Raw genomic sequence first — 24,022 nt, 5'->3', positions numbered from 1 at the left:
GTCCCCAACGCGTGTCTTCGCCAACCTTCGGAAACGAGGAAGCCTTGCGTATCACCAAGCTCCTTACGGCCGCAGCCGCCACTGCGGCCTCGGTGCTCGCGCTGCTCGCCCCCACCGCGGCAGCCGCCCCCGCGCCCGTGCCGACCGGCCCGGGCACCACCGCCGTGCAGCCGATCATCGGCGGCGGCCAGGCGCAGAGCGGTCCGTGGGCCGCGCGTCTGTTCTCCAACGGCCGGGAGACCTGTTCGGCCACCATCATCGCCCCGACCTGGATCCTGACCGCCAAGCACTGCGTCAGCGGCGGCGGGCTGTCGTTCCGCATCGGCAGCCTGGACCAGCACAGCGGCGGCACCGTGGCCAACGGCGCGCAGACCTACACGCACAGCTCCGACCTGGCCCTGGTCCGCCTGGACCGCTCCGTCTCGGCGACCTACGCCCGGCTCGGCCAGCCCGGTTCGGTGAGCGTCGGGCAGAGCGTGCAGGTCTACGGCTGGGGCGCCACGTCCCAGTGCGGCTCGGAGGCCAACTGCCAGTCCCGCTACCTGAAGGTGGCGAACGTGACGGTGACCGGCGGCTGCACCGACGCCTACGGCGGCTCGGCGATCTGCGCCCGCCGCGGCAACGGCATCACGGCCGGCGGCGACTCCGGCGGCCCGATGATGGCCAACGGCGTCCAGGTGGGCGTCGCCTCCACCAGCGACCGCCAGACCACCACGGCGTACACCAACGTCACCGCGTACCGCTCCTGGATCCAGTCGGTGGCCGGCGTCTGAGCCGACCACCGTCCCTGAGGAGGGCCCCTGAGGAGGGGGCGGCGCCCCGCACCGGCCAGTCCGGTGCGGGGCGCCGCCGCGTACCCGGGTGGTTCCGGCTACCGGCGGCCCCGCCGACGGGTGGAGGGTGCCCGCCAGGTGAGGACGGGTGGGGGGCGGCGAGAAGTCTGAGGCGGATCTTCATGTCCCCAGCCTTGTCGATCACGGCTGCGGATCCCATCCGGGTGGCCTGTCGATCGAGAGGGGGGCTGCCCCCCGTACGCCCCGTTCGACAGTATGTTCATGCAGCACACGACTCTGCGAGAGGGCGGGCTCGGAGCCCGCGCGCAGACCGTTACCGGGCTGATCACGGGGCACATGTGACCGGCGCGGGGGTTTGGGCCTACGATACATACATGTCCAAGGTACTGAATAAGCTTCCAGTGGGTGAGCGGGTCGGCATCGCCTTCTCCGGCGGGCTGGACACGTCGGTCGCGGTGGCGTGGATGCGTGAGCGCGGCGCTGTCCCCTTTGCGTACACGGCTGACATCGGCCAGTACGACGAGCCGGATCTCAGCGACGTGCCGGAGCGCGGGCACGCGTACGGGGCGGAGAAGGCGCGGCTGGTCGACTGCCGCGAGGCGCTGGTGGAGGAGGGCTTCGCCGCGCTGGCCTGCGGCGCCTTCCACATCCGCTCGGCGGGCCAGGCGTACTTCAACACCACCCCGCTGGGCCGCGCGGTGACCGGCACCCTGCTGGTGCGGGCGATGCGCGAGGACGAGGTCTTCATCTGGGGCGACGGCTCCACCTACAAGGGCAACGACATCGAGCGGTTCTACCGCTACGGGCTGCTCGCCAACCCGGCCCTGCGCATCTACAAGCCCTGGCTCGACCGGTCCTTCGTGGAGGAGCTCGGCGGGCGGCACGAGATGTCCGCCTGGCTCGCCGAGCGCGACCTGCCGTACCGGGACTCGGCGGAGAAGGCGTACTCCACCGACGCCAACATCTGGGGCGCCACCCACGAGGCCAAGCGGCTGGAGTACCTGGACACCTCGCTGGAGATCGTCAGCCCGATCATGGGCGTGCGGTTCTGGGACGAGGCGGTGGAGATCGCGGCCGAGGACGTCACCGTGGAGTTCGAGCACGGGCGGCCGGTGCGGATCAACGGGCAGGCGTTCTCCTCGCCGGTGGAGCTGGTGCGGGAGGCCAACGCGATCGGCGGACGGCACGGCCTCGGCATGTCCGACCAGATCGAGAACCGGATCATCGAGGCGAAGAGCCGCGGGGTGTACGAGGCGCCCGGTATGGCCCTGCTGCACCTGGCGTACGAGCGGCTGCTCAACGCCATCCACAACGAGGACACCGTCGCCATGTACCACGGCGAGGGGCGGCGGCTCGGGCGGCTGCTCTACGAGGGCCGCTGGTTCGACCCCCAGGCGCTGATGCTCCGGGAGAGCCTGGTGCGCTGGGTCGGCCACCCGGTCACCGGCAGCGTGACGGTGCGGCTGCGCCGGGGCAACGACTACACGGTGCTGGACACCCAGGGCCCGCACCTGAGCTACCACCCGGAGAAGCTGTCCATGGAGCGCAGCCACGACCCGGCGTTCTTCCCGGACGACCGGATCGGCCAGCTGACCATGCGCAACCTGGACATCGCCGACTCGCGCAGCAAGCTGGAGCAGTACGCGGCCCAGGGCCAGCTCACCGCCTGGAGCGGCCTCATCGGCGAGCTGCCCCCGGGCGGCGCCGAGACCATCGCGGCCGGCAGCCACGGCGAGGGTGTCCCGGTGGACTCCGACGCGCTGGACGCGGCGGCGATCGAGTCCGGGACGGACTGAGGCGGGCTGAGGCGGTCGGTGGGTGCGGCGGAGCGCCGTCCTGGCGGGTGTTGGCGGGTGCCGGGGCGGCGCTTCGGTCTGTGCAGGTCGGGGCGGCGAGGGTGGGCGGGCATTGCGAGGGTGCGCCGTCCGCCGGTGGTGAACGCCGGTCCGGCCGGGCCGGAGGGTCATTACCGTCGGGCTCATGACGAGGATCACCACGCGCACGGTCACCTACCCGGCCGACGGCCTCACCATGGTCGGGCACTTGGCGCTCCCGGCTGGTGATGACCGCCGGCCGGCCGTCCTGATCGGGCCCGAGGGGCTCGGGCTCAGCGATGTGGAGCGCCGCCGTGCCGACGCACTGGCCGAGCGGGGATACGCGGCCTTCGCCTTCGACCTGCACGGCGGGCGCTATCTGGCCGACCCCGAGGAGATGCTGGCCCGCTGTATGCCGCTGCTCGGCGACCCGGAGCGGATGCGGGACATCGGGTTCGCCGCGCTCGACGTGCTGCGTGCCGAACCGCGGGCCGACCCCGGGCGGATCGCCGCCGTCGGTTACGGGACCGGGGGCGCGGTCGCGCTGGAGCTCGGGCGCGCAGGTGCCGACCTGAGGGCGATCGGCACGGTCAACGGGCTGATCACGGGCCGGCCGGGCGAGGCGGCCCGTATCCGCTGCCCGGTCTGGGCCGGAGTCGGGTCGGAGGACCCGATCATGCCGCCCGCACAGCGGGAGGCGTTCGCCGCCGAGATGCAGGCCGCGGGGGTCGACTGGCGGCTGGTGGTCTACGGCGGGGCGCTGCACGCCTTCCACCACCCACCGGTCGACCACCCCGCGGTCTCCGGTGTCGGCCACCATCCACGGCACGCGGAGCGGGCCTGGCGCGACGTCCTCGGTCTGCTGGCGGAGTGCCTGCCGGTGACGGCGTGATCCCGGCGTAATCCCTCCCGGCGTGATCCCGGGGAGGGCGGTGGGGTGAGGTGGCGCACGGCCATGGATCGCCGCGGGAGGGGTACGCGCCGGGGTGCGCCGCCCGGGACCCGGTACGCCCGGGGTTCCCCGTGTGCGGCGTGGAAACGGCACCAGCACTACGGAGGTACCCATGTCGTCCAAGCGCCGCCGCAAGAAGAAGGCCCGCCGCAACAACTCCGCCAACCACGGCCGCCGTCCCCAGTCGTGACGGCGGTGGTCTGAGGCCGGGCGTCTTCCGGCCTTCAGGTCTACGGGGAGGGGCGGTACCGCGCGGTGCCGCCCCTCCGCCGTCGGCGGCACGACCGCGACCGTCAGCGGGATGAGCGCAGGAGGCCGGTCGGACGGGGGACGCGGCGGGGGCCGGTGGGCCGTGGCGGGGGTGGCCGGGTGGCGGCCGGGGCGCGCTGGGGGGCCTGCTCCTCGACCAGCCGTACCGCCGTGTCCAGCAGGGAGCGGAAGAGCGGGTCGGTGTCCAGGTCGGCGCGCCAGGCGCACCAGGCGTACGCGGAGAAGGGCGGCTGCCAGGCGAGTCGGCACAGCCGGCCCGAGCGCAGCTCCTCCAGCACGGTGACCGTCGGCAGCAGGGCAATACCCATGCCGTCGCCGACCCCGCGCTTCACCGCCTCCAGCGGGCCGAGCGGCAGTACCCCGCCGGTGGCTCCCCCGGCCGCTCCGGCCCGTAGCCGCTCGAAGGCGAGCTGGGGGCCGTCGGGGTGGTGGGAGCGGAGCACCGCCTCGCCGAGCAGGTCCTCGGTGCGCAGAGGTGTGGTGGCCGCCAGCGGATGGCCGGGGTGGGCCACCAGGCTCAGCGGCTCCCGGCAGAGCCGGCGGAGGCGCACATCCGCGTCGGCGCGCTGCCCGGTCTCCGGGGCACCCGCCTCGTCGGAGCCGGTGGAGATGTCGACGTAGAAGGCGCAGTCGAGCCGTTCCGCCCGGATCAGGGCGGCCGGGTCGCCGTCCAGCGGCTGGAAGGACAGCGCGCCGCCGGGGTGGCGCAGATGCATGTGCTCGACGAGCGGCAGCAGCCGGAAGGTGGTCAGCCCCTCCGCACTGCCCACGGTGAGCGGTGACCGGTCCGCGTCGTCCGCCATCTCCTGCCGGGCGAACTCGCTGAGCCGCACGATGCGGGTGGCGTAGCCGTGCAGCCGCAGTCCGGCGGGGGTCAGCCGCGCTCCGATGCCGGTCCGGTGGAACAGCAGGGTGCCGACCGACTCCTCCAGGGTCTTGATCCGGGCCGTCACGGTGGGCTGGGTGAGCCCGAGGCGGTGCGCGGCCTGGGTGAAGCTGGCGGACTCGGCGACCGCGAGGAAGGCGGTGAGGTGTTTGATGTTCACGCCCGCCACCGCCCCGGGAGGCCAGGACGGCCGGGCTGGTTTCCCGCCGGGACGCGCCGGTGGGGGCTTCGGGCGAGCGGCGTGGCCCGGTGGGCGAGCGGTGCGGATGAGTGGTTCATCGGAGTCTGCCCTTCGGGTACGTCGGCGGGGCCCGAAACCCTGCTGGGAGCGGGTCTACCAGCTTACGTAACGATCGTTCGTTTTTGTTTACGGACGACCGTATGCGCTCCGACTATGGCAACTCCCCGCCAGCCGCAGGGCGTCGTCGACCCCGTGGAAGGCCAGGCGCCACAGCCGGTCCAGCTCTTCCCGGAGCCGCGGCCGAGGACCCGGGGCGCGGGCGTCGTTGTAGGCGCCGATCAGCAGGTAGACGACCAGCTTCTCCAGTTCGGCGAGGCGCCCGGGGTCCGGCGGGTCGCCCGTCAGATCGGCCAGCAGGGCGCGCAGGGTGGGCAGCCAGGCGGCCCGCCAGTCGGGGAACTCGCCGGGGTCGTCCTGCGCCAGGCGTACGGCGGCGCGTACCGCCGTCTCCTCCTCCAGGAGCCGCCCCAGCTCACGGGTCAGCTCCGCGACCGCCGCCGGCCCCCCGGACGGTGCGGGGCGCAGCCGGTGCACCGCCCAGCGGACGGCGTTGACGCCCGACTCGCAGACCACGTCGGCGAGGGCGCCCTTGGTGGGAAAGTGGAAGGTCAGGGCGCCCATGGTGACCCCCGCCGAGCGGGAGACCCGGGACAGCGAGGTACGGGTGTAGCCGTGCTGGTCGAACTCCACCGCGGCCGCCTCGACGAGCCGGCGCCGGGTCTGCTCGGCCCGCTCCTGCCTCACCACGGCCGGGCCCTCACGGCCCTCGGGGCCTCGACCGGGGCAAGGGCTTTGCCGCTTGGGGGAGTTCGCCGTCGCGGTTCCACAGCACCTCCGGTGCGGTCGGGCACCGGGCCGAAAGGCCGGGCACGAGACAAGGGTTCGACACTCCGGAAGCTACCGGCGGGGCGGGTACGCGTGGAACGACTCCGTCCGATCCCCTTGCGGCTTTGGCATCTCGGCCGGTCTGGCGGGTCGGTTCGGTGGGGCGGTCCGGAGGGCTCCACCGGGCCACCGGACCCGGGGACAGGAGGGGGGCGGGGTGGCGGGTGGACGGGGTCATCGGGCCCTGGGTTTCCGGCCGCCTGCTCTGCTGCTTGCTCCGCCTGCTCTATGCTCCTGAAAGCAAATTCACCAGCACACGCCCGGAACAGGTGGTGGCGGCGACGATGGCGCAGGCGCTTCGAGGACGGACGGGCGGTGAGCCGGAGCTGTGGCGGCAACTGCTGCTGCTGGTGCACCGGGTCGGCCATACGCTCGACCGTAAGTTGCAGCGCCGGCACGGGGTGAGCGCCGCTGAGCACACCACGCTGGCCGCGCTGGCCGGAGGTGCGCTGCGGATGCAGGAGCTCGCCGAGGCGGCCGGGACGAGCCAGTCCACGATGAGCCGCATGGTCGGCCGGCTGGAGGAGGCGGGCCTCGCCACCCGGACGGTCGGCGAGGAGGACCGCCGGGTGATGGTGGCCGCCCTGACCGACGAGGGGCGCGCGCTCCTCCAGGACGTCCAGAAGACCTTCGCCGCCGAGTTGGAGCGCGCCCTGGACCTCGCCGCCTTCGAGCCGGCCACCGCCTCCCTGGTCAACCGGCTGCGTCACGACCCCTCCGCGCGGGCGGACTGAGCCGGAGACCGTACGGGCCGGGCAGGGCGGCCCCGGGCACGACAGGGCTCCTGAGACGCGTACGGCGCACAACGCCGCTGCCCGTGGCGGTACTTCGGGCGCGGGCCCGCCCCGTGCCGTCACCATGGGGGGAGGCATGGAGGCACGGGGCGGGGATCAGGGGCGTACGGGGATTCCGTACGGCGATCGCGGCGGTACGGCGGCGGGTGGGCCGGGTGGCGCGCCGGCGGGCTTGCGGGTGCCGTCGGGCGGGCCCGGTCCATGGGGCGGAGGCCCCCGGCGGGTGTACTCAGTTGCCCAGCCGCGGGTCGATCAGCAGCTTGCCGCGGGTGCCGCCGGCCGCCAGCAGCCGGTGCGCCTCGCCCACCGTGGCGAGCGAGAAGACCTCCGCGACCCGCAGCGTGAGCACACCGTCGTCGACCAGGCGGCTCAGCCGGGTCAGGCGGCCGCCGTCCTGCTCCACGAACCACATCCGGACGTCGATACCGCGTGCGGCGACGAGTGGGCGGGTGGGCACGACGGAGACCGCGCGGCCCCCGTCCCGTACGGCGGCCAGCGCCGATGGTTCGCCCGCCGTGTCGAAGAGGCAGTCGGCCGAGGCCGCCGGGATGGCCGCCCGGGCGGTGAAGACCCTGCGGGCACCGAGCGCCCGGGCCGCCTCCTCGTCACCCGGGCGCACCAGGGCCTGGACGGCGAGGCCGCGGGCGGCGGCGAGTTGGACGGCGAAGCCGCCGACGGCGCCCACCGCGCCGGTGACCAGCAGGGTGTCGCCGGGCGCGGGGTCGAGCAGTTCCAGTGCCTGGTCGGCGGTGAGCCCGGCCAGGGGCAGGGCGGCGGCCCGCCGGAGGTCGCCGGTGCGCGGGGCGCAGGCCGCCAGCCGCTCGTCCAGCGCGACGTACTCGGCGTGGGTGCCTATCCCGGTCGCCGTCTGCGCCGACATGGCGACGACCCGGTCCCCGGTGGCGAAACGGCGCGCGTCGGCGCCGCACTGGGCGACGGTGCCGGCCAGGTCCCAGCCCAGCACCATCGGGAAGCCGTGGCTGACACGGGCGGCGGCCCGGCCGGAACGCACCTCGATGTCGACCGGGTTGACCGCGGAGGCGGCGACCCGGACGAGGATCTGGCCCGACCCGGGAACGGGGCGCGGCAGTTCGGCGACCGCCAGCCGCTCGGGCCCTCCGTATCGGGACAGGACAGTGGCGCGCACGTGTACCTCCGAGGACGTGATCTCCGATGCGGATACCCGCACCGCCGGCACGGGATTGCTTGCAGAAAAACATAACAGTCGATCGCTTTTTGGATGGCCTCCGCCCGGAGCTCCACTGCTTCTTTGGCAGGTTGGCGGATGAGCAGGGCAGGAAGCGGAGTGGGGCCTTACGGTGTTCGCAGGACTTTGCTTCTCGATGCATATATGAACGGGGCCCGGCCCGGGGGCCATCGACCCCTGGGCTTATGCGGGTCGGGCCAGCACCTCGGCTCGGGCCGGGTGTTCACGGGTGAGGGCCTGGTAGGCGTACGCGGCGGAGAGCAGGGTCATATGGTGGTGCCATCCGGGGAAGGAGCGGCCCTCGAAATCGCGCAGCCCGAAGTCGACGGCGAGCCGGTCGAGGGCGGAGCGCACGCCGAGGGAGGCCCCGGTCAGCGCGAGCAGTTCGGGGGCGGAGTGCCGCACCAGGTTGGTCAGCCAGCACTGCCCGGTGCGCGGGTCGGTGAACAGCCGGTAGCGACGATGGGCCACCGGCACCCCGGGGCGGAGGTGCGGGGTGAGCAGCGCGGGCGTGGAGTCCGGCACCGCCACCAGGAAGTCGGCGCCGCGCGCGTCGAGGCCCGCCACCAGTTCGCGTGCGTCGCCGTGTCCGCCGAGGTGGGCGACCACGGGCAGGAAGCGCGGGTGGCCGCTGCGTACCGCGGTGTCGAAGAGGTCCAGGGCCTCACCCGCGGGGGTGCGCAGCGCGGCCCGGTCGGGGATCCGGGCGCGCAGCCGGGAGGGGCGGCTGTCCAGCCAGGACTCGGGCAGGTGCAGCCGCCAGTCGACGGGCATCGCGCCGCGGTCGGTGGCGAGGAAGGCGCCCACCGCCAGCTGGCAGTTGACCGCCCGCCCCTCCTGGGCCACGAAGCGGCGGTGGACGCCGCAGGAGTGCATGCCCCGCTTGGGCAGGACGGCCGGAGCGACCACCCAGGCCCGGGCGCGGGCCCGCCGCTCCACCTGCCGGGACAGGTCCTCGCGCACCTGCTTCCAGTCCCAGGGGCTGGCGTTGACGAACTGGTGCAGGGCCTGGGACGCGGTGGGTGAGTCCGACACGGTGGCGGCGAGACGCCGTACGGTCTTCTTGCCGGGCGTCAGCAGCAGTGCCTGGAGATAGGCGTGCGCCCAGCGGCGCTGGTCGGCGCGCGCCAGACAGCCGAAGAGCTCATCGGCGAAGTCGGCGACCGACAGGGGCTCCTGGCTGCTCCGGTCCCCCAGCATGCTTCCTCCTTCTCTCGGACGGACGGGAAAATAATAGCGATCGTTCGTTTTTTTATTTGCCCGGTGAGAGACCCTCCGAACCACTTGGGCAGGTCGGGCAGGAGCCCGCCGGGGGCCGGACCGGCGCCCGGGGCTCACACCGCCGTCCAGCCTCCGTCCACCTGGACGCTCGCCCCCGTGGTGAAGCGGGACCGGTCGCTGCACAGCCAGGCGGCCGTCTCGGCGATCTCCCGAGGGGCGGCCAGCCGCTTCTGCACCGGGCGGAGGAGGAACTGCTCCTCCAGCTCCGGCGCCTGGGCGAGGACCCCCTCCAGCATCTCGGTACGGGTGTTGCCCACCACCAGGGCGTTGACCCGGATCCCGCGCTCCCCGTACTGGGCGGCCGCCGCCTTGGTCAGGCCGATCACGGCGTGCTTGGCGGCCACATAGCTGGCGCAGGCGCCGGTGGCGAGCAGCCCGGCCACGCTGGAGGTGTTGACGATCGAGCCGCCACCGCCCTCCAGCATCACCGGCACCTGCGCGCGCAGGCAGTTCCACACCCCGCGCACATTGGCGTCCATCACCTGCTCGTAGACCGCGTCGTCCGTGAGGTGCAGATCGCCGCCAGCGGCCGCCTGCCCGGCGTTGTTGAACGCCGCGTCCAGGCCGCCGAACCGCTCGACGGCGGTGCGCACGGTCCGCCGTACGTCCTCCGGGTCGGTCACATCGCCGGCGACCCAGGCGACCCTGCCGCCGGCCGCCCCGATCTCCTCGGCGAGCCCCTCCAGCCGCTCCTTCCGGCGCGCCATCAGGACCACCGCGGCCCCCTCCTCGGCGAAGAGGCGCGCGGCGGCCGAGCCGATCCCGCTGGACGCCCCCGTGACCATCGCCGTGCGCCCGGCGAGCAGCCCTCCGTCGTACCGCATGTACCCAACCCCCATGGTGATCACTGTCGTTGTCCGCTTTCCGCCCCGGCGGGACGGTCCTGCGCCGGTCAGCCGCAGAGGGCGGCGATCCGCTCCTGGTCCGCCCGCAGGGCCTCCACCGTCTCCGGTACGGCCAGCGCGGGCGCCAGCAGCCGCCAGGCGTTCACCATCCGGCCGGGCAGGTCGGCCCGGCCGCTCACGACCTCCGAGTACATCTGCGTACCGGTCAGCAGCCCCACCAGCAGCTCGGCGGCCTGCCGCGGGTCGACGTGGTCGTGCAGCTCGCCGCGGCCGCGGGCCTCGATCAGGCACTCCTCGAAGATCCCCGCCCAGTCCCCGTAGGAGTCGGTGACATCGAAGGCGATCACGCAGGCGGGGTCGGTCGCCAGCCGCACACCGGCCCGCAGGATGACGTCCTCCTGGAGGCGGCGGGACCACACCAGCGTGGTGTCCACCAGCCGTTGCAGCCCCTCGGCCCCGAGCTGGGGCACGACCACCTCCGGCTGCGCCCGCATGACCTCGTAGGCCAGCTCCTCCTTGGACTTGAAGTGGAAGTAGATCGCGCCCTGGGTGGTCCCGGACTCCTTGACGATCTTGCTGATGCTCGCACCGCTGAAACCCAGCCGGTCGAAGACGTCGGCCGCGGACCGGATGATGTGCGCCCGCGTGCGTACGGCGCGTTCCTGCTTCAATACGGCCACGTCGGCTCTCCGCTTCTTCCCTCGACAAACAAAACGAGCACCCTCTATTTTATGAGAGCACCGCCCCCCAGGCCAAGTCGTCGCGGGCGGTGGACCAGTCGTGTTCCAAGGGGAGGGAACCCGCCATGTCACTGACGTTCCACGCGCCCGGCCAGACGCTCCCGTCCGGTCCGCCGGACGCGTCCGTCCCGGGCTCCCGCGCCTCCACCGCCTGCGTACCGACCGCCCGCGTCCCGGGCGGTTCCGCCCCGGCCTCGTCCTCGGGCCCCGTGACGGCCGCGCTGATCCACAAGGCCGACCCGGAGGAGGTCCTGCTGACCACCTGGCGGAGGACCGGCGAGAACGCCTTCGTCTTCACCGCACGGTGGCCGCGCACCCACGGCTTCTATGTGGCCTCGGACGGGTGTTACACGCCGGCGCTGTTCGCCGAAACGGTTCGCCAGACCTTCTCGGCGCTCACCCACGCGGCGTACGGGGTGCCCTTCGGCTACCAACTCATCTGGGACGCGCTGGCTTTCGAGGTCTCCCCGGCCGCCCTGTACGTCGGACCGGAGCCCGCCGCACTCACCCTGCACGTCGGCTGCGACGCCACCCGCTCGCGGCGCGGAGTGCTGACGGCCGCGTCCCTGGAGGTGACGGTGGAGCGCAACGGCATGCTCCTCGGCACGGCCAGGACCCGCTTCACCGTGCACCCGGCGGCCCTCTACGCGCGGCTGCGCCGGGCCCGTACCGACGCGCGGGGCGCCATGGCCGCCGCGCCGCCCGCACCGGCACCGCTCGATCCCGCCGCCGTCGGGCGGACCCGGGCCGCCGACGTGGTGCTCGGCGCCGAGGGCGGCCCGGACCGCCGCGAGCTGCGGGTGGACACCACGCACCCGGTCCTGTTCGACCACCCTGTGGACCATGTCCCGGGCATGCTCCTGGTGGAGGGCGTCCAGCAGGCGGCGGTCGCGGCCCTCGGCCCCGACGCCCGACTGCGCTCGCTGAGCATCTCGTTCCTGCGCTTCGCCGAACTCGACGCACCGTGCCACCTGTCGTACCGCGTCGTCCGCCCGGGTCCGGACGCCCCCGGTGCCGCCGCCCCGGTGGTCCAGGTCGAGGCCGAGCAGGACGGTGAGCCGGTCTTCACCGCCACGGCCACCGGTACCGCCGAGCAGGGCTGACCGCCCCGCGCCCTCCGCCGGCCAGGACGCCATCCGGGCCGCCGTCCGGACTGGCGACCCGTACGACCGGCGCCCGCTCCCCCACCACGTAGCATCCTCACCGCGTACCGCGCCCCCGCCACCCCGCCGCTCGACCCCGCCCTGGAGGCGTCGCCATGTCCCGCCCGTCCGTCGTCTGGTTCGACTTCGGCGGAGTGCTCTCGCCGCCCCTGGACGACCTCTTCCGCTCCTACGAGCAGCGCGCCGGAGTCACTCCGGATCAGCTGAGGACCGCCTTCGCGGACGTCTCGGACGAGGTCGGCCTGCCGCCGCTGGCCCCGGTGGAGCTGGCGCGGATGACCGAACGGGAGTGGGGCGGCCGGCTCCGGGCGGCGCTGGCCCGGCGGCACCCCGGCATCGACCTGTCCCGTGCCCGCCTGGAGGAGTTCGGGGCGCAGTGGTTCGACGGCCACGGGGCCAACCCGGTGATGGCGGCGGCCTGGCGGACCCTCCGCGAGCACGGGATCACCACCGGGGTGCTCTCCAACAACGTCCTGGAATGGCGTACGCACTGGATGAGGATGATGGCGCCGCTGGGCGGGATCGACCTGCTGGTCGACTCCTGCGAGGTCGGCTGCCGCAAGCCGGACCCGGAGATCTACCGCCTGGCCGCCCGCCGGGCCGGAGTCGATCCGGGCGAGTGCCTGCTGATCGACGACGTCGAGGCGAACATCGACGCGGCCCGCGCGCAGGGCTGGCAGGCCGTCCACTCCACGGATGACGAGCGGACCCTCGCCGAGCTCGCCGAGGCCACCGGGGTCACCTCGCTCTCCGCCGCCTCCGCCGCCGCCCCGCGGTGACCGGTACGCTCCGGGCCGGTGCCCGTCCCCGTGTGATCCCCGTCCCCCGAGGAGTCACGTCATGACCCTGCCCGTGTACCAGGACCGGGCGCACCAGGAGCCGGCCGTGGACCGGATACCCCGGCTCGATCCGGCCGGTGCCCTGGCTCCGGTGCCCGGGCGCTCGCCCGGCGGCCTGCCCCGGGTCGTCCTGCCCAGCGGGCACCTCGCGGTCCACCTCACCCGCTACGAGGACGTGCGCAAGGCGCTGTCCCACCCGGCGCTCAGCCGGGCCGAGGCCAACACCGAGGACGGGCCCCGCTTCCTGCCCACCGCGCTGCCGCCCCAGATGCTCATCAGCCTGGACGCGCCCGACCACGGCCGGATCCGCCGGCTGGTGACCCCCGACTTCGCGGCGACCGCGGTCACCGCACTGCTGCCGGGGCTGCGCGCCCTGCTGGAGGAGCGGATCACCGCGCTGCGGGCGGCGCCCCGGCCGGACCTCTTCCGGGAGGTGCTGGACCGGGTCACCCCGGCGGTCACCGGCGGCTTCCTCGGCGTACCGGAGGAGGACCTGCGGCAGCTCCGTACGGCCTCCCGGGTCATCCAGCTGGCGCCCGAGGACGATCCGGAGGGCCTGACCGCCGAGTTCACCCGCGGTCTGGGGTACGCGGCCGCCCTGGTCCGGGGCGAACGGCCGCTGCTGCCGGGCGGGTTGCTGAGCCGGCTGCTGGAGCGGCGGGAGCAGGCCGAACCGGCGCTGGACGACGACGAGTTGACTGTCCTCTTCCTCACCCTGCTGGTCACGGTGGACCAGAACACCCTGTCGGTGCTGACCAAGGCCGTCTACGCGCTGCTGTGCGCACCGCCGTTGTGGCGCGCGGCGGCCGGGGACCCGGCCTCGGTGCCGAGGATCACCGAGGAGCTGATCCGGCTGCTGCCGCTGGGCGGGCCGGTGGGCTTCCCCCGGGTGGCCCGCGCGGACGTGGAGTTCGAGGCGGGCACGGTCCGGGCCGGTGAGACGGTGCTGCCGGACGTGTTCCGGGCCAACCGGGACCCGGAGGTCTTCCCCCGCCCCCTGGCCGTCGACCCGGACCGCCCGGCGCGGCGGCATCTCCAGTTCGGCCACGGGCTGCACCACTGCCTCGGTGCCGCGCTCGCCCGGCTGGAGATCAACGAGGTGGTCACCGCGCTCACCGGCGCCCTGCCCGGCGCCACCCTCGACGCCGACCCCGCCGCCCTGCCCTGGGACGAGGGTGCCCTGCTCCGCCGCCCCACCGCCCTGCCGGTCCGCTTCTGAGCCGGCCCGGGCGCCGGTGGACGGCGTGCCGTGGACCGTAATCTCCACCGGCGACTTTCAGCCGCGGTGGAGGTACGGTCATGCCGTGGGCGCGACCCCCGTGGCCGGCCGGTCGGCCAAGTGTGCTGCACACGGTGCGAGTAGGAGATTTCGATGACCTCTGACGACCTCGGGTTCCGCGAGCGGATCCGGTCGGACATTCCGCACTCGGCGCGGGTGTGGAACGCCTGGCTGGGCGGCAAGGACAACTACGCCGTCGACCGGGAGCTGGCGGACGTGGTCGCCGCGGCCTATCCGCAGATCGTCGACATCGCGAAGGCGTCGCGCGCGTTCCAGGCGCGGGCGGTCCGCACGCTCACCGCGCAAGGGGTACGGCAGTTCCTGGACGTGGGCACCGGGCTGCCGGTCGCGAACAGCACCCATGAGGTCGCCCAGGCCGATGTGCCGGACGCGCGGATCGTCTATGTGGACAACGACCCGATCGTGCTGGCCCACGCGGAGGCGCTGCTGACCAGCACCCCGGAGGGGCGCACGGCCTATGTGGACGCCGACCTGTCGGATGTGGACGCGGTGGTGGACGAGGCGGGCAGGACATTGGACCTGTCCCAGCCGGTGGGTGTGCTGCTGCTCTCCACGCTGGGGCATCTGACCCCGGCCGAGGGCATCACGGTGGTCCGGCGGTACATGGCCCACATGCCGTCCGGAAGCCATCTGGTGCTCTGCGACACGGTGAAGACCCCGGAGACCCTGGCGGCGCAGGAGGCCTACGACTCCGGCGAGAACCCGCCCTACCTGGTCCGGGAGCCGGAGGAGATCACCGACTGCGCGGAGGGCCTGGAACTGCTGGAGCCCGGCTTCGGCTCCATCGCCTTCTGGCGCCCGACGGAGCAGGACCCGGCGGCCGTCGACCAGTGGGGCCTGGTCGCCCGCAAGCCGTAACGGCCCTGGTGGGGTGGCGGGGGCCTGGGCACACGCCCGACGCCCCCGCCTCGCACCGCTCGACCGGATCGCCGAGGGGTACGGGACGGGGGCCGCCCCGACCGGGTGGTCGCGTCCGCTACCGGTCCGTCGCGCCCACGGCGCCACGGGCGACGCGGACCAGGTGGACCAGGTGGACGGTGGCCAGCCCCCACCACAGGCCGGACACCCAGGCCAGGATGCCGTCCTGCCCGGACCGGCCCGCGAGGAACTGGACCAGCAGGAGGACGGCCGCGCCCGCCACGAGGGCGACGCGGTCCAGATACGCGCCCAGGCGTGCCGCCACGCCGCGGACTCCCTGCCGGGTCAGATAGACCTGGCCCTGCCATCGTCCCGGCCGGGCGAAGTCGGGGTCACCCTGGACCGGGCACCGCCCGTCACCGCATCCTTGGTGCCACTGGGCGGGGGGCCGGTCCCCGGGCCCGATCGTGGTCAGGAGGCGTCCGTGCGCAAGGTCTTGGTGCTCCCCGCCCTGGTGATGCTGGTGCTGTCGGCCGGCTGCTCCTCGGACACGGCGGGGAAGGGCTCGTCGAAGCCGGTGGCGGGGAAGTCGGCGAAGCCGAAGCCGAGCGTCTCGGGACCGATCGGCGCCCGCAAGCAGATCACCAGCGGACGGGCTTGCTCGCTGCTGTCGGAGGACGAGCTGGCCCGGCTGGTCGGCGTCGCGGAGTCGGAGAGGACCGATCAGGACCCGGTGGGTTCGATCTGCTCCTGGGCGGTCTCCGGCAGCGGCCCCGGCGACCACACCCTGACGGTCTTCGGAGACCACTTCCTCATGGACGGCGAACCGCACACGGTCGCGGGGCTCCGGGCACGTCAGAACTACAAGGAGGACATGAGGAGTTGTGAGGTCACGGTGAACACCTCCGGTGCGGCCGACCCGACCCCGGTGGAGGACGTGAGCACGGAGCGCGCGATCTTCGTCGGCTACCGGGACAAGCGCAGCACCTCCCGGGCGCGGCTCTGCCAGGTGGCCGACACGGTGGCGGAGGCGTATCTGCGCGCCCTGCCGAAGGCGTAGCCCCTCACGGAAACGACCTGACGCCCCCACCGCCGCTCGTCGTGAGCGGTGGCTGGGGGCGTCGGGTGTCCGGGGGTGGGTGCCGAGGGGGTGGGGGTCGGGTCGCGGGGGCGTGCGCGGTGGTGGTGCGCACGCTCAGGCGGTGGTGATGCGGATGGCGTCGACCACCGCCTCGGCCGTGCGCAGGGCGTCCGCCGCGGTGGGGCCGCTGGTCATGACCGAGCCCACCCGGTCCCAGGAGCTGCGCAGTTCGTTGACGGTGTCGCCGGGCTTGAGGTGCAGGGAGAGGGAGAGGACTCCGGGGAGCTTGCGGGCCTCGTCGGTGCCGTCCACGGAGACCACCTCGCCGGGTACCGCCTCCATGAAGCGGACCGCGGCGCCACCGGCCGCCTGGCGGGGCAGGGGCTCGGGGCGGCGGCCCTGCATGACGGTGTAGAAGGCCCCGGCCAGGTTGATGCCGTACGCCTCCTCGATCAGCATGGGGATGCCGTCGCCGGGGAAGCGGCCGGCGCACTCCACCAGGTAGGGGCGGCCGTCGCTGACGATCCACTCGCAGTGCACCATCCCGCTGCCGAAGCCGACCGCGCGCAGCACCGCCTCGGTCCGGTCGACCAGCAGCGCGTCCAGTTCGGCGGAGATGCCCGCGGCGGGCACGGTGTGGCCCAGCTCGATGGGGCGGGGGCCGGGGAAGAGCACCTTCCCGGTGACGTTGGAGAAGAGTGTTTCGCCCTCGCTGACGAGCAGTTCCACGCTGTACTCGTCACCGTGCACGAACTGCTCGATCAGCATGCGGAGTTCGCGGTCGCGGTCGGGGACGCGGTCGCCCTCGTCCTGGCTGGTGCACTCCTCCCAGGCGGCGTCCAGGCCGTCCAGGGAGTGCAGCACCTTGGTGCCGACGGAGGCCTGGCGGTTGGCGGGTTTGAGGACCAGGGGGCCGGGGTGGGCGGCGGCGAACTCGCGGACTTCGGCCACCGAACCCACCTCGCGGGAGGCCGGGTTGAGGACGCCGGCGGCCCGGGTGACGCGGCGCAGCAGGGACTTGTCCCGCATGATGGCGGACGCCCCGGCGCCGGCGCCCGGCACTCCGTAGCGCTCGGCCAGGCGGGCGGCGAACGGGGTGGCGTACTCGACCAGCGGGGCGACCACGGCGGGGGCGAGGTCGGGGTAGGTGTTGAAGAACTCGTCGGCCGCGGCGGGCAGCTGGTACTCCCACTCGACCAGCTCGCGCAGCATCGCCGCGCCCTCCAGGGCGTTCTTGACGTCCTGCTTGCGGATCACGTCCGGCTCGTCGATCACGATGACCGAGCCGGGGGCGAACTCCTTGATGTAGGGCAGGACGTTGACGTAGCCGACGATGATCCAGGGCTGCTGCTGCTCGGTCATGGGGTGCTCCTCGACGGGGAAAGAGGGATGAGGGGTCAGTGGCGGAGTTCGAGGGTGCAGCACTTGACGCTGCCGCCGGACTTCAGCAGCTCGGACAGGTCGATGTGGTGGGTGCGGTAGCCGTGGGTGCGGAGCTTGGCGGCCAGGCCCGTGGCGGGCTCGGGGAGGATGGCGTTCAGGCCGTCGGAGACCAGGTTGAGGCCGAAGAGCAGGGCGTCCTCCTCGTCGGCGATGACCGCGTTGGGGAACAGGCCCCGCAGCACCTGGCGGCTCTCGGCGTCGAAGGCGCCCGGGTAGTAGACGATCTCGTCGTCGCCGAGCGCGGCCAGCGCGGTGTCCAGGTGGTAGAAGCGCGGGTCGATGAGTTTGAGGCTGATCACCGGGCGGTTGAACAGGGCCCGGGCCTCGGCCTGGGAGTACGGGTCGGAGCGGAAGCCGTTGCCGGCCAGGATGGCCCGGTCGGTGGTGACGTAGTCGCCCTCGCCCTCGCTGGTGAAGGCGGCCTGGACCACGTCCTGGTAGCCCCGGTCCCGGAACCAGGCGGCCCAGTGGTCGGCCTCGGCCTGGCGCTCGGGGTGGCGGAAGCGGGAGACCAGCACCTTGCCGTCCACCACCAGGGCGCCGTTGGCGGCGAAGACCATGTCGGGCAGCCCGGCGGCGGGCTCGATGGTGCGGACGTCGTGGCCGAGGGAGACGTAGAGGTCGCGCAGGTCCTCCCACTGGGCGAGGGCCAGGGCCGGGTCGGTGGGCTTGGCCGGGTCCATCCAGGGGTTGATGCTGTAGCTGACCTCGAAGTGCTCGGGGCGGCACATGACGTAGTGGCGGGTGCGGGCCTGGCGGGGGGTGGCGGCGGCCTCGGGGGCGAGGGATGCGGTCATGACGGGGTCCTTTCGGGAAGAGGGTGAGGGGTCAGGAGGTGATGCCGAGGCTGAGGGGGAAGCTGGGGCGGGCGCCGAGGAGGTGGGCGCCGGCCGACTGGAGGATCTTGTCCTGGGCCACCACGTGCTGGCACATGACCATGGTGTCGCGCAGCCAGCGGTCCAGCGGGTTGGGCTTGTAGATGGCGCCGGTCTGCATCAGGTCGTAGAGCCGCATCACGATGGAGCGGGCGGTGCGGAAGGCGTGGGCCCGGGAGAGCGGGAGGGCGGCGCGCTCGTCGGGGGTGAGGTCGTCCATGGTGCCGCCGGCCGACAGGACCTCCCACTGGCGCTCCATGGCGCCGTAGACCGCGCTGCGGGTGGCGTTGAAGTCGGCCTCGCACTCGGCCAGCGCGACCTGCATCCGCCAGTTGTCGGCCCAGCGGTTGGCGCCGCCGCCGGCGGACTTGGTGACCACCTGGTCGCGTACCCAGTCCAGCGCGGCCCGGGCGACACCCAGCGGGACGCCCGGCATGTTGCGCATGTGCACCTCGGGCTGGGCCAGCGGGCCGCCGCCGTTGCGGACCTCGCCGAAGGTGAGGGTGTGGCCCTCGGGGACGTACACGTCGTGGATGGCGTAGTCGCAACTGCCGCTGCCGGCCAGGCCGGTGGTGTGCCAGGTGTCGATGATCTCGACCTCCTCGCGGGGCACCATCAGCAGGATGGAGTCATGGGAGCCGTCGACCAGGAAGGGTTCGCCGTCCTGGTAGATGAAGGCGCCGGAGATCACCCAGTCGGCGTGGGTGATGCCGCTGCCGAACTGCCAGCGGCCGGTGAGGCGGTAGCCGCCCTCGGTCTTCTCGGCCTTGCCGGTGGGGAAGAGCAGCCCGGCGGTGGTCATGTCCAGGTGCGGGAACATCTCCTTGGCGACCCGCTCGTCCAGGAACGAGGCGTACAGGCCGGAGTCCATGCCGATCATGGCGGCCCAGCCGGCTCCGGAGTCGCCGTAGGCCAGGGCCTCGACCACCTCGGTCTGCTCGACGGAGCTGAGCTCGGGTCCGCCCCAGGCCCGGCTGAAGCCCATCCGGAACGCTCCGGTGGCGCGGATCAGTTCGACCACGTCGGCGGGGAGGCGGCGGTTCTCCTCGATCTCCGGGCCGCGCTCCCGCAGGACCGGGGCGAGTGCCTTGGCGGCGGCGAGGATCTCGGCGGCGGTGTTGGGGACCGCCGGGGTGGTGGTCGTCATGTCAGGACTCCTTGGTGGTGGCGGCGGTCGCCAGCTGGTGGAAGGTGCCGTGCAGGAAGAGCAGGGGCGGCTGGAGGTCGCGGACGCCGGTGGTGACCACCTCGCCGATCACCATCGTGTGGTCGCCCAGGTCGAAGCTGTCCCAGAGCACGCACTCCAGGCTGCTCTGCGCGTCGAGCATCAGGGCTCCGGTGGCGGGGCCCGGGGTGGCGTCGAGGGCGGCGACCGCCTCGGCGCGGTCCTCGCGGCTGCGGGCCAGCCGCCGGGCCAGCGACTCGGCGTCGCTGTCCAGGATGGAGATGGCCCACTGCTTGGTGGCGAGGAGGTCGTCCAGGAACTGCGAGCCGCGGCGCAGGGACATCGAGACCAGCGGCGGGTCGAGGGAGACGGAGGTGAGGGAGTTGAGCGTCACCGCGTCATGGCGGCGGATGCCCTCGTGGTCGGCGTAGGTGGTGGCGACGCACACTCCGGTGGCGAAGTTGCGCATCGCGCCGCGCAGGTCGGGTGACATGACGGTTCCTCCAGAGGAGAGGTCGGAGAGGTCAGACGGACTGGGGGAAGGTGAAGACCCGGTCGGGGTCGTAGCGGCGCTTGATCTCGCGCAACCGCTCCAGGTTGGGGCCGAGGTAGGCGGCCTGGGCGTCGCTGAGGTCGGGGTCGGCGAAGTTGAGGTACGAGGCGTCCCGGGCGTGCTCGCCCATGGCGGTGTGCAGCTGGGTGAGCCAGTCGAGGTTGGCCTCGCGGACCTCCTCGGCGTCCTCGGTGGACCAGGAGGCGTCCATGGAGATCAGGAAGAGCACGTCCCGGTGCGGGAAGGCGGTCTCGGTGACCGGGACCCGGTTGATGGCGCCGCCCCAGGTGAACAGGGCGATACCGGCGCCGTCCGGGTTGCCGGAGCCGGGCCACTTGCGCAGCGCGGTCAGCAGGGTGTCCACGCCGGCCTCGGTGAGCGGCTCGCCGACGGTGCGGGTGCGGACGGCGAAGGGGTCGCCGGAGGTCTCGTGGCGCAGGTAGTCCTTGGCCTCCCAGTAGGTGCGGTCCTCGATCTCGACGGTGGTGGGGGTGCCGGTGGCCAGCGCCGCGGCGAGGATCTGGCGCAGTTCGGCGGCGGGGCCGAGGTGCTGGCCGATGACGGAGACGACCCCGTCGTCGTCGCCGGCGCGGCTGGCGCCGATCCGGGCGGCGAACCGGTCGGGGGCGTCCCGCATGATCCGCTGCATCACCGGCAGTACGGCCTCGGCGTCGTCCATGGGCCAGATCAGCAGGACGGTGGAGCTGGCGACGGTGGGGCGGGCCTGGAAGGTGAAGGAGGTGTTGACCCCGAAGTTGCCTCCGCCGCCGCCCTTGCAGGCCCAGAACAGGTCCGGGTGCTCGACCTCGTTGGCGGTGACCACGGAGCCGTCGGCGAGGACGACCTCGGTCTCCACCAGCGAGTCGCAGGTGAGCCCGAAGGCCCGGGAGACGGCGGCGACTCCCCCGCCGAGGGTGAGGCCGCCGATGCCGACCTCCTCGGAGTTGCCGAGCGGCACCGCCAGGTCGTGGCGCTGGAGTTCGGCGTACAGCTCCCCGGAGCGGGCCCCGCCGCCGACCGTGACCAGCTCGCGCTCGGCGTCCACGGTCACGGAGTTGAGGCCGTGCAGGTCGAGGACGAGTCCGGTGGTGGCGGCCTGGCCGGCGTAGCTGTGGCCGCCGCCGCGGGCCACCACCGGCAGCCCCTGCTCCCTGGCCCAGGCGATGCCCCGGGCGACGTCGGCGGTGGTGGCGACCGAGAGGACCCCGGCCGGCTGGATGCCGGCGTACCGCTTGTTGAAGGCGAAGCTGTTCTCCGCGAAGCCGGGCTCCCCCGGCAGCCGCACCGTTCCGTCGACCTGCTCCCGCAGGGACTGCCAGTCGGTGGTCATCCCACTTCCTCCGGTTCCGTCACTTCCGAGAGGTACGACACGCCGGTCTCGGCGTGCGGCCCGTAGCGTTCCCACTCCTCCCGGAGCAGCAGTCCGCCGTCGGCGCCCTGCTCGGGGGTGTTGACGGTGCGGCCGGCGATCACGTCGCCGCAGTCCATCACCATCGTGTAGGCGAGGCGGAGGATGCCGTCGGGGTCGCAGACCCCGTTGACGCTCCCCCGGCGGACCGGTCCGCCTTCGAAGTCCGCCCACACCAGGTCGTCCCGCTGGTGGTAGACGGCGGTCACCCCGTCCTGGCTGGCCAGCTTGCGGAACTGGCGCCCGTTGTAGTCGATGCTCACGTGTCCACGTCCAGCAGTCCGGCCGGCATCTCCAGCCGATCGGCCACGTCCTTGGCCGCCAGCGGGTCGGCGTCCAGTTCGACGGCGGCGATCGCGGTGGCCAGGCGCTCCTGGATGGTGTCGGTGTCCTCGCCGGTGCAGACCACGAAGGAGTGCCGGGCGAGGTAGCCGCCGGGCGGGAGCCTCAGTTCGGTGCCCGGTTCCACCATCGGGGCGGCGGTGACCAGTCCGGGGAGGTCGGTGGGCACCCGCACCGCGTGCACGGTGGCGTCCTCGACGGGGTAGCCGAAGCGGATGCCGGCCACGCCCTGCTGGGTGAAGGCGATGTCGGGGCGGTGCCCGGCCGCGACCTCCACCAGCAGCTCGCCGGGGTCGATCCCGGTGGCGATGCGGCCGAGGAAGGGGATGAGGTCCCCGCCGAGCCGGCCGTTGATCTCGATGATCACCGGTCCGTACGAGGTGAGCTTGACCTCGGTGTGGGTGAGGCCGTTCTCGACGCCGAGCACCTGGTGCGCCTTGGTGAGGACGTCGATGAGTTCCTGGTCGGCGAGGAGGGGGTCGGCGGAGTCGACGACGTGGCCGACCTCCTCGAAGTAGGGGTAGTGGCCGGTCTCCTTGCGGGCGATGAACATCACCCGGTACTCGCCCTGGTGGACCACCCCGTCGATGCTGATCTCGGGGCCCTGGGCGTAGCCCTCCACGATGGCGCCGCCGCGGAACGGCTCGTCGCCGACCAGGCTGGCGTTGGAGGCGACCAGATAGGCCCGCTCCAGCTGGCTCTCGTCCTCGGCGAGCACCACGCCCATGGAGGCGCCGAGCGCTCGCGGCTTGACGACCACCGGGTAGCCGATCCGGGCGGCGGTCTCCCGGGCCTGCTCCAGGCTGTCGGTCATCTCGAAGCCGGGCTGGGGCAGTCCGGCGGCGGTGAGCATGGAGCGGGTGCGGTGCTTGTCCCGGCAGCCCTGCACCCCGTCCGGGCCGAGGCCGGGGACGCCGAACTCGGCGGCCAGTTCGGCCGAGGGCATCACCAGCGGCTCGTCGTAGCAGAAGAGTCCGACCACGGTCCGGCGGGAGGCGATCTCCCGTGCGGCGGCGCGCAGTTCGTCGTGGTCGAAGACGTTGACCACGGTGATCTCGTCGAAGTACTCCTGCTGCCAGGTGGGCTTGAGGTTGTTGACCAGGACCAGCTTGAGGTCCAGTTCGGCGGCGCGGCGGGCGGCGGACTCGATCAGGTAATGGCGGTAGACCTTCAGGCCGCTGCCGATCACCAGCAGCACACGGTCGTCGGCGGTCATATCGTCCCCTCTTGGTAGTCGGTGGTGAGGGCTTGCAGGATCTTCTCGGCGACCAGCGGGGCGGTACGGAAGCCGTCGCCGCCGCTGGCGGTGCGGGCCCAGGTGCTGGGGCCGATGCGGACCAGGTGGGCGGCGCCGGTCTCGGCGTCCACCAGGTAGTGGCAGCGCTTGACCGCCATCACCGTGTACCGGTCGGGTTCGGTGAGGATCTGCTCGTTGAGGACCTGCTCGGCCCAGCGGCGCTCCTCGACCGCGGAGCCGGTGGTGACCACGTCCGCCTCCCGGCAGACCGAGGCCGAGCTGACCTTCAGCAGCGTCCCGTCGCCGGGGGGCAGCATCCAGGCGTGGCCGCGGGTGCCGATCCGGCCGATGCCGGGGGTGCGCTCCCAGGCCGGCGCCAGCTGCTCCGGCGGCTTGAGGTAGACCAGGGTCTGCCGGTGCAGCACCATCGGCAGGTCGACCAGGTCCTTGGACCAGGGCCCGGTGGCGACCAGGGTGAGGTCGGAGTCCAGGTACTCGGCGTCCGGCAGGTACACCCGGCCGGTGTCCGGGTCGACCGCCTTGACCTCCTGCCAGGGGCGGAGGCTGACGTTGGGCTGGTCGGTGAGCCAGCGGACCAGCACCTGGAGGGCGTGGTCGGCGAGCAGGATGCCGCCGTGCTTCTCCAGCAGCCCGACCGTGCCCTCCGGGAACCTCACATGCGGCAGGTCGTCCGGTTCGACCAGGCTGACCGGGAGGTCGACGGCGTCGGCCGCCTTCAGCACGGTGTCCACCTCGTCGGCGGCCCAGGCCGTGATCATGCCGACCCGGCGGTAGAACTTGGAGCCGGTCAGGGCCTCCAGACCCATCCAGCGGCGGTGCGCGACCGCGATCCGCCGGGAGGCGGCCAGGTCGGCCGGGTCGAGGGCACGGACGGCGCGGTGCTGGTCGAAGGAGGTGGAGTTGGGGTTGGGGATGGCGTCCCGGTCCAGGACCGTGACGTGGTGCCCGGCCAGTGCGCACCGCACCGCGGAGAGCAGCCCGGTCACTCCGGCGCCGACCACCACCACGCGTCGTGCGTCTACGCCCAT

At 73.2% G+C, this 24,022-nt stretch carries 25 protein-coding genes; 10 read left to right on the top strand and 15 right to left on the bottom strand.

Annotation, left to right across the window (positions count from 1 at the left end; all coding sequences use genetic code 11):
• Window positions 1-44 precede the first annotated feature (44 nt).
• The 4 genes from M1O15_RS01020 to M1O15_RS31985 all read left to right on the top strand — a co-directional run bounded on the left by M1O15_RS01020 (window position 45) and on the right by M1O15_RS31985 (window position 3,750).
• The gene (locus M1O15_RS01020; protein WP_248631209.1) at window positions 45-773 is read left to right on the top strand and encodes a S1 family peptidase; all 729 of its coding nucleotides are present in this window, start codon (window positions 45-47) and stop codon (window positions 771-773) included.
• A 395-nt stretch (window positions 774-1,168) separates the two neighbouring features.
• Window positions 1,169-2,590: an argininosuccinate synthase gene (gene argG, locus M1O15_RS01015; RefSeq protein WP_248631208.1), complete on the top strand. Its 1,422-nt coding sequence runs from the start codon at window positions 1,169-1,171 to the stop codon at window positions 2,588-2,590.
• A 184-nt stretch (window positions 2,591-2,774) separates the two neighbouring features.
• A complete protein-coding gene (locus M1O15_RS01010) occupies window positions 2,775-3,500 on the top strand; it encodes a dienelactone hydrolase family protein (RefSeq protein ID WP_248631207.1) in 726 nt (241 codons plus the stop codon).
• A gap of 172 nt (window positions 3,501-3,672) precedes the next feature.
• Entirely contained in the window at window positions 3,673-3,750 is a 78-nt protein-coding gene (locus tag M1O15_RS31985) for a 50S ribosomal protein bL37 (RefSeq protein ID WP_505017674.1), read from the top strand.
• Window positions 3,751-3,853: 103 nt separating this feature from the next.
• Here M1O15_RS31985 and M1O15_RS01005 read toward each other — a convergent pair whose 3' ends face one another.
• Together M1O15_RS01005 and M1O15_RS01000 are read right to left on the bottom strand one after the other, a co-directional pair.
• Window positions 3,854-4,876 carry a LysR family transcriptional regulator gene (locus tag M1O15_RS01005; protein ID WP_248631206.1) on the bottom strand — a complete coding sequence of 341 codons (1,023 nt, stop codon included), beginning with the start codon at window positions 4,874-4,876 and terminating at the stop codon, window positions 3,854-3,856.
• Between the two features lie 207 nt (window positions 4,877-5,083).
• The gene (locus tag M1O15_RS01000; RefSeq protein WP_248631205.1) at window positions 5,084-5,704 is read right to left on the bottom strand and encodes a TetR family transcriptional regulator; all 621 of its coding nucleotides are present in this window, start codon (window positions 5,702-5,704) and stop codon (window positions 5,084-5,086) included.
• 422 nt (window positions 5,705-6,126) lie between these two features.
• On the opposite strand from M1O15_RS01000, the gene M1O15_RS00995 reads away from it, so the two are divergent.
• The gene (locus tag M1O15_RS00995) at window positions 6,127-6,576 is read left to right on the top strand and encodes a MarR family winged helix-turn-helix transcriptional regulator (RefSeq protein ID WP_248631204.1); all 450 of its coding nucleotides are present in this window, start codon (window positions 6,127-6,129) and stop codon (window positions 6,574-6,576) included.
• Window positions 6,577-6,865: 289 nt separating this feature from the next.
• Here M1O15_RS00995 and M1O15_RS00990 read toward each other — a convergent pair whose 3' ends face one another.
• From M1O15_RS00990 to M1O15_RS00975, 4 genes are all read right to left on the bottom strand, one after another.
• Entirely contained in the window at window positions 6,866-7,783 is a 918-nt protein-coding gene (locus M1O15_RS00990; RefSeq protein WP_248631203.1) for an NADP-dependent oxidoreductase, read from the bottom strand.
• 243 nt (window positions 7,784-8,026) lie between these two features.
• Window positions 8,027-9,043: an IS701 family transposase gene (locus M1O15_RS00985; RefSeq protein ID WP_248631202.1), complete on the bottom strand. Its 1,017-nt coding sequence runs from the start codon at window positions 9,041-9,043 to the stop codon at window positions 8,027-8,029.
• Between the two features lie 134 nt (window positions 9,044-9,177).
• On the bottom strand, window positions 9,178-9,963 hold the full coding sequence (locus M1O15_RS00980; RefSeq protein WP_282576071.1) for an SDR family NAD(P)-dependent oxidoreductase: 786 nt from the start codon (window positions 9,961-9,963) through the stop codon (window positions 9,178-9,180).
• Between the two features lie 53 nt (window positions 9,964-10,016).
• Window positions 10,017-10,649, bottom strand: a complete 633-nt coding sequence (locus M1O15_RS00975; protein ID WP_248631201.1) for a ScbR family autoregulator-binding transcription factor — start codon at window positions 10,647-10,649, stop codon at window positions 10,017-10,019.
• A 125-nt stretch (window positions 10,650-10,774) separates the two neighbouring features.
• On the opposite strand from M1O15_RS00975, the gene M1O15_RS00970 reads away from it, so the two are divergent.
• The 4 genes from M1O15_RS00970 (at window position 10,775) to M1O15_RS00955 (ending at window position 14,869) form a co-directional block, all read left to right on the top strand.
• Window positions 10,775-11,812 (top strand): ScbA/BarX family gamma-butyrolactone biosynthesis protein, encoded by a 1,038-nt coding sequence (locus M1O15_RS00970; RefSeq protein ID WP_248631200.1) that lies wholly within the window; start codon window positions 10,775-10,777, stop codon window positions 11,810-11,812.
• A 155-nt stretch (window positions 11,813-11,967) separates the two neighbouring features.
• Entirely contained in the window at window positions 11,968-12,651 is a 684-nt protein-coding gene (locus M1O15_RS00965) for an HAD family hydrolase (RefSeq protein ID WP_248631199.1), read from the top strand.
• Between the two features lie 61 nt (window positions 12,652-12,712).
• Window positions 12,713-13,930 carry a cytochrome P450 gene (locus M1O15_RS00960; RefSeq protein ID WP_248631198.1) on the top strand — a complete coding sequence of 406 codons (1,218 nt, stop codon included), beginning with the start codon at window positions 12,713-12,715 and terminating at the stop codon, window positions 13,928-13,930.
• Window positions 13,931-14,083: 153 nt separating this feature from the next.
• Complete coding sequence (locus tag M1O15_RS00955) at window positions 14,084-14,869, top strand: SAM-dependent methyltransferase (protein ID WP_248631197.1); 786 nt, start codon at window positions 14,084-14,086, stop codon at window positions 14,867-14,869.
• A gap of 118 nt (window positions 14,870-14,987) precedes the next feature.
• On the opposite strand, the gene M1O15_RS00950 is transcribed toward M1O15_RS00955, so the two are convergent.
• On the bottom strand, window positions 14,988-15,194 hold the full coding sequence (locus M1O15_RS00950; RefSeq protein ID WP_248631196.1) for a hypothetical protein: 207 nt from the start codon (window positions 15,192-15,194) through the stop codon (window positions 14,988-14,990).
• A gap of 159 nt (window positions 15,195-15,353) precedes the next feature.
• Here M1O15_RS00950 and M1O15_RS00945 point away from each other — a divergent pair, with 159 nt between their 5' ends.
• Window positions 15,354-15,929 (top strand): DUF3558 family protein, encoded by a 576-nt coding sequence (locus M1O15_RS00945; RefSeq protein WP_248631195.1) that lies wholly within the window; start codon window positions 15,354-15,356, stop codon window positions 15,927-15,929.
• Window positions 15,930-16,064: 135 nt separating this feature from the next.
• Here the strand turns inward: M1O15_RS00945 and M1O15_RS00940 are convergent, their stop codons facing one another.
• From M1O15_RS00940 to M1O15_RS00905, 8 genes are read right to left on the bottom strand one after another with little or no spacing between them, the layout of a single operon-like run.
• The gene (locus M1O15_RS00940; protein ID WP_248631194.1) at window positions 16,065-17,312 is read right to left on the bottom strand and encodes an ATP-grasp domain-containing protein; all 1,248 of its coding nucleotides are present in this window, start codon (window positions 17,310-17,312) and stop codon (window positions 16,065-16,067) included.
• Window positions 17,313-17,347: 35 nt separating this feature from the next.
• Window positions 17,348-18,190 carry a dimethylargininase gene (ddaH, locus tag M1O15_RS00935; protein ID WP_248631193.1) on the bottom strand — a complete coding sequence of 281 codons (843 nt, stop codon included), beginning with the start codon at window positions 18,188-18,190 and terminating at the stop codon, window positions 17,348-17,350.
• 31 nt (window positions 18,191-18,221) lie between these two features.
• Window positions 18,222-19,415, bottom strand: a complete 1,194-nt coding sequence (locus M1O15_RS00930) for an acyl-CoA dehydrogenase family protein (protein WP_248631192.1) — start codon at window positions 19,413-19,415, stop codon at window positions 18,222-18,224.
• Between the two features lies 1 nt (window position 19,416).
• Window positions 19,417-19,926, bottom strand: a complete 510-nt coding sequence (locus M1O15_RS00925; RefSeq protein ID WP_248631191.1) for a flavin reductase family protein — start codon at window positions 19,924-19,926, stop codon at window positions 19,417-19,419.
• Window positions 19,927-19,957: 31 nt separating this feature from the next.
• Window positions 19,958-21,316, bottom strand: a complete 1,359-nt coding sequence (locus M1O15_RS00920) for an FAD-binding oxidoreductase (protein WP_248631190.1) — start codon at window positions 21,314-21,316, stop codon at window positions 19,958-19,960.
• Window positions 21,313-21,657, bottom strand: a complete 345-nt coding sequence (locus M1O15_RS00915) for an avidin-fold protein (protein WP_248631189.1) — start codon at window positions 21,655-21,657, stop codon at window positions 21,313-21,315. The genes M1O15_RS00920 and M1O15_RS00915 overlap by 4 nt, the downstream gene beginning before the upstream one ends.
• Entirely contained in the window at window positions 21,654-22,952 is a 1,299-nt protein-coding gene (locus M1O15_RS00910; protein ID WP_248631188.1) for an ATP-grasp domain-containing protein, read from the bottom strand. Before M1O15_RS00910 ends, M1O15_RS00915 begins: the two co-directional genes overlap by 4 nt.
• Window positions 22,949-24,022 (bottom strand): NAD(P)/FAD-dependent oxidoreductase, encoded by a 1,074-nt coding sequence (locus M1O15_RS00905; protein WP_248631187.1) that lies wholly within the window; start codon window positions 24,020-24,022, stop codon window positions 22,949-22,951. Before M1O15_RS00905 ends, M1O15_RS00910 begins: the two co-directional genes overlap by 4 nt.

The organism is Streptomyces lichenis, from assembly GCF_023218175.1.
In the GTDB taxonomy this organism is placed as follows: domain Bacteria; phylum Actinomycetota; class Actinomycetes; order Streptomycetales; family Streptomycetaceae; genus Streptomyces; species Streptomyces lichenis.
Note: the sequence above shows the minus strand (reverse complement) of the source record. Positions and strands in the feature narration are given on the sequence as shown.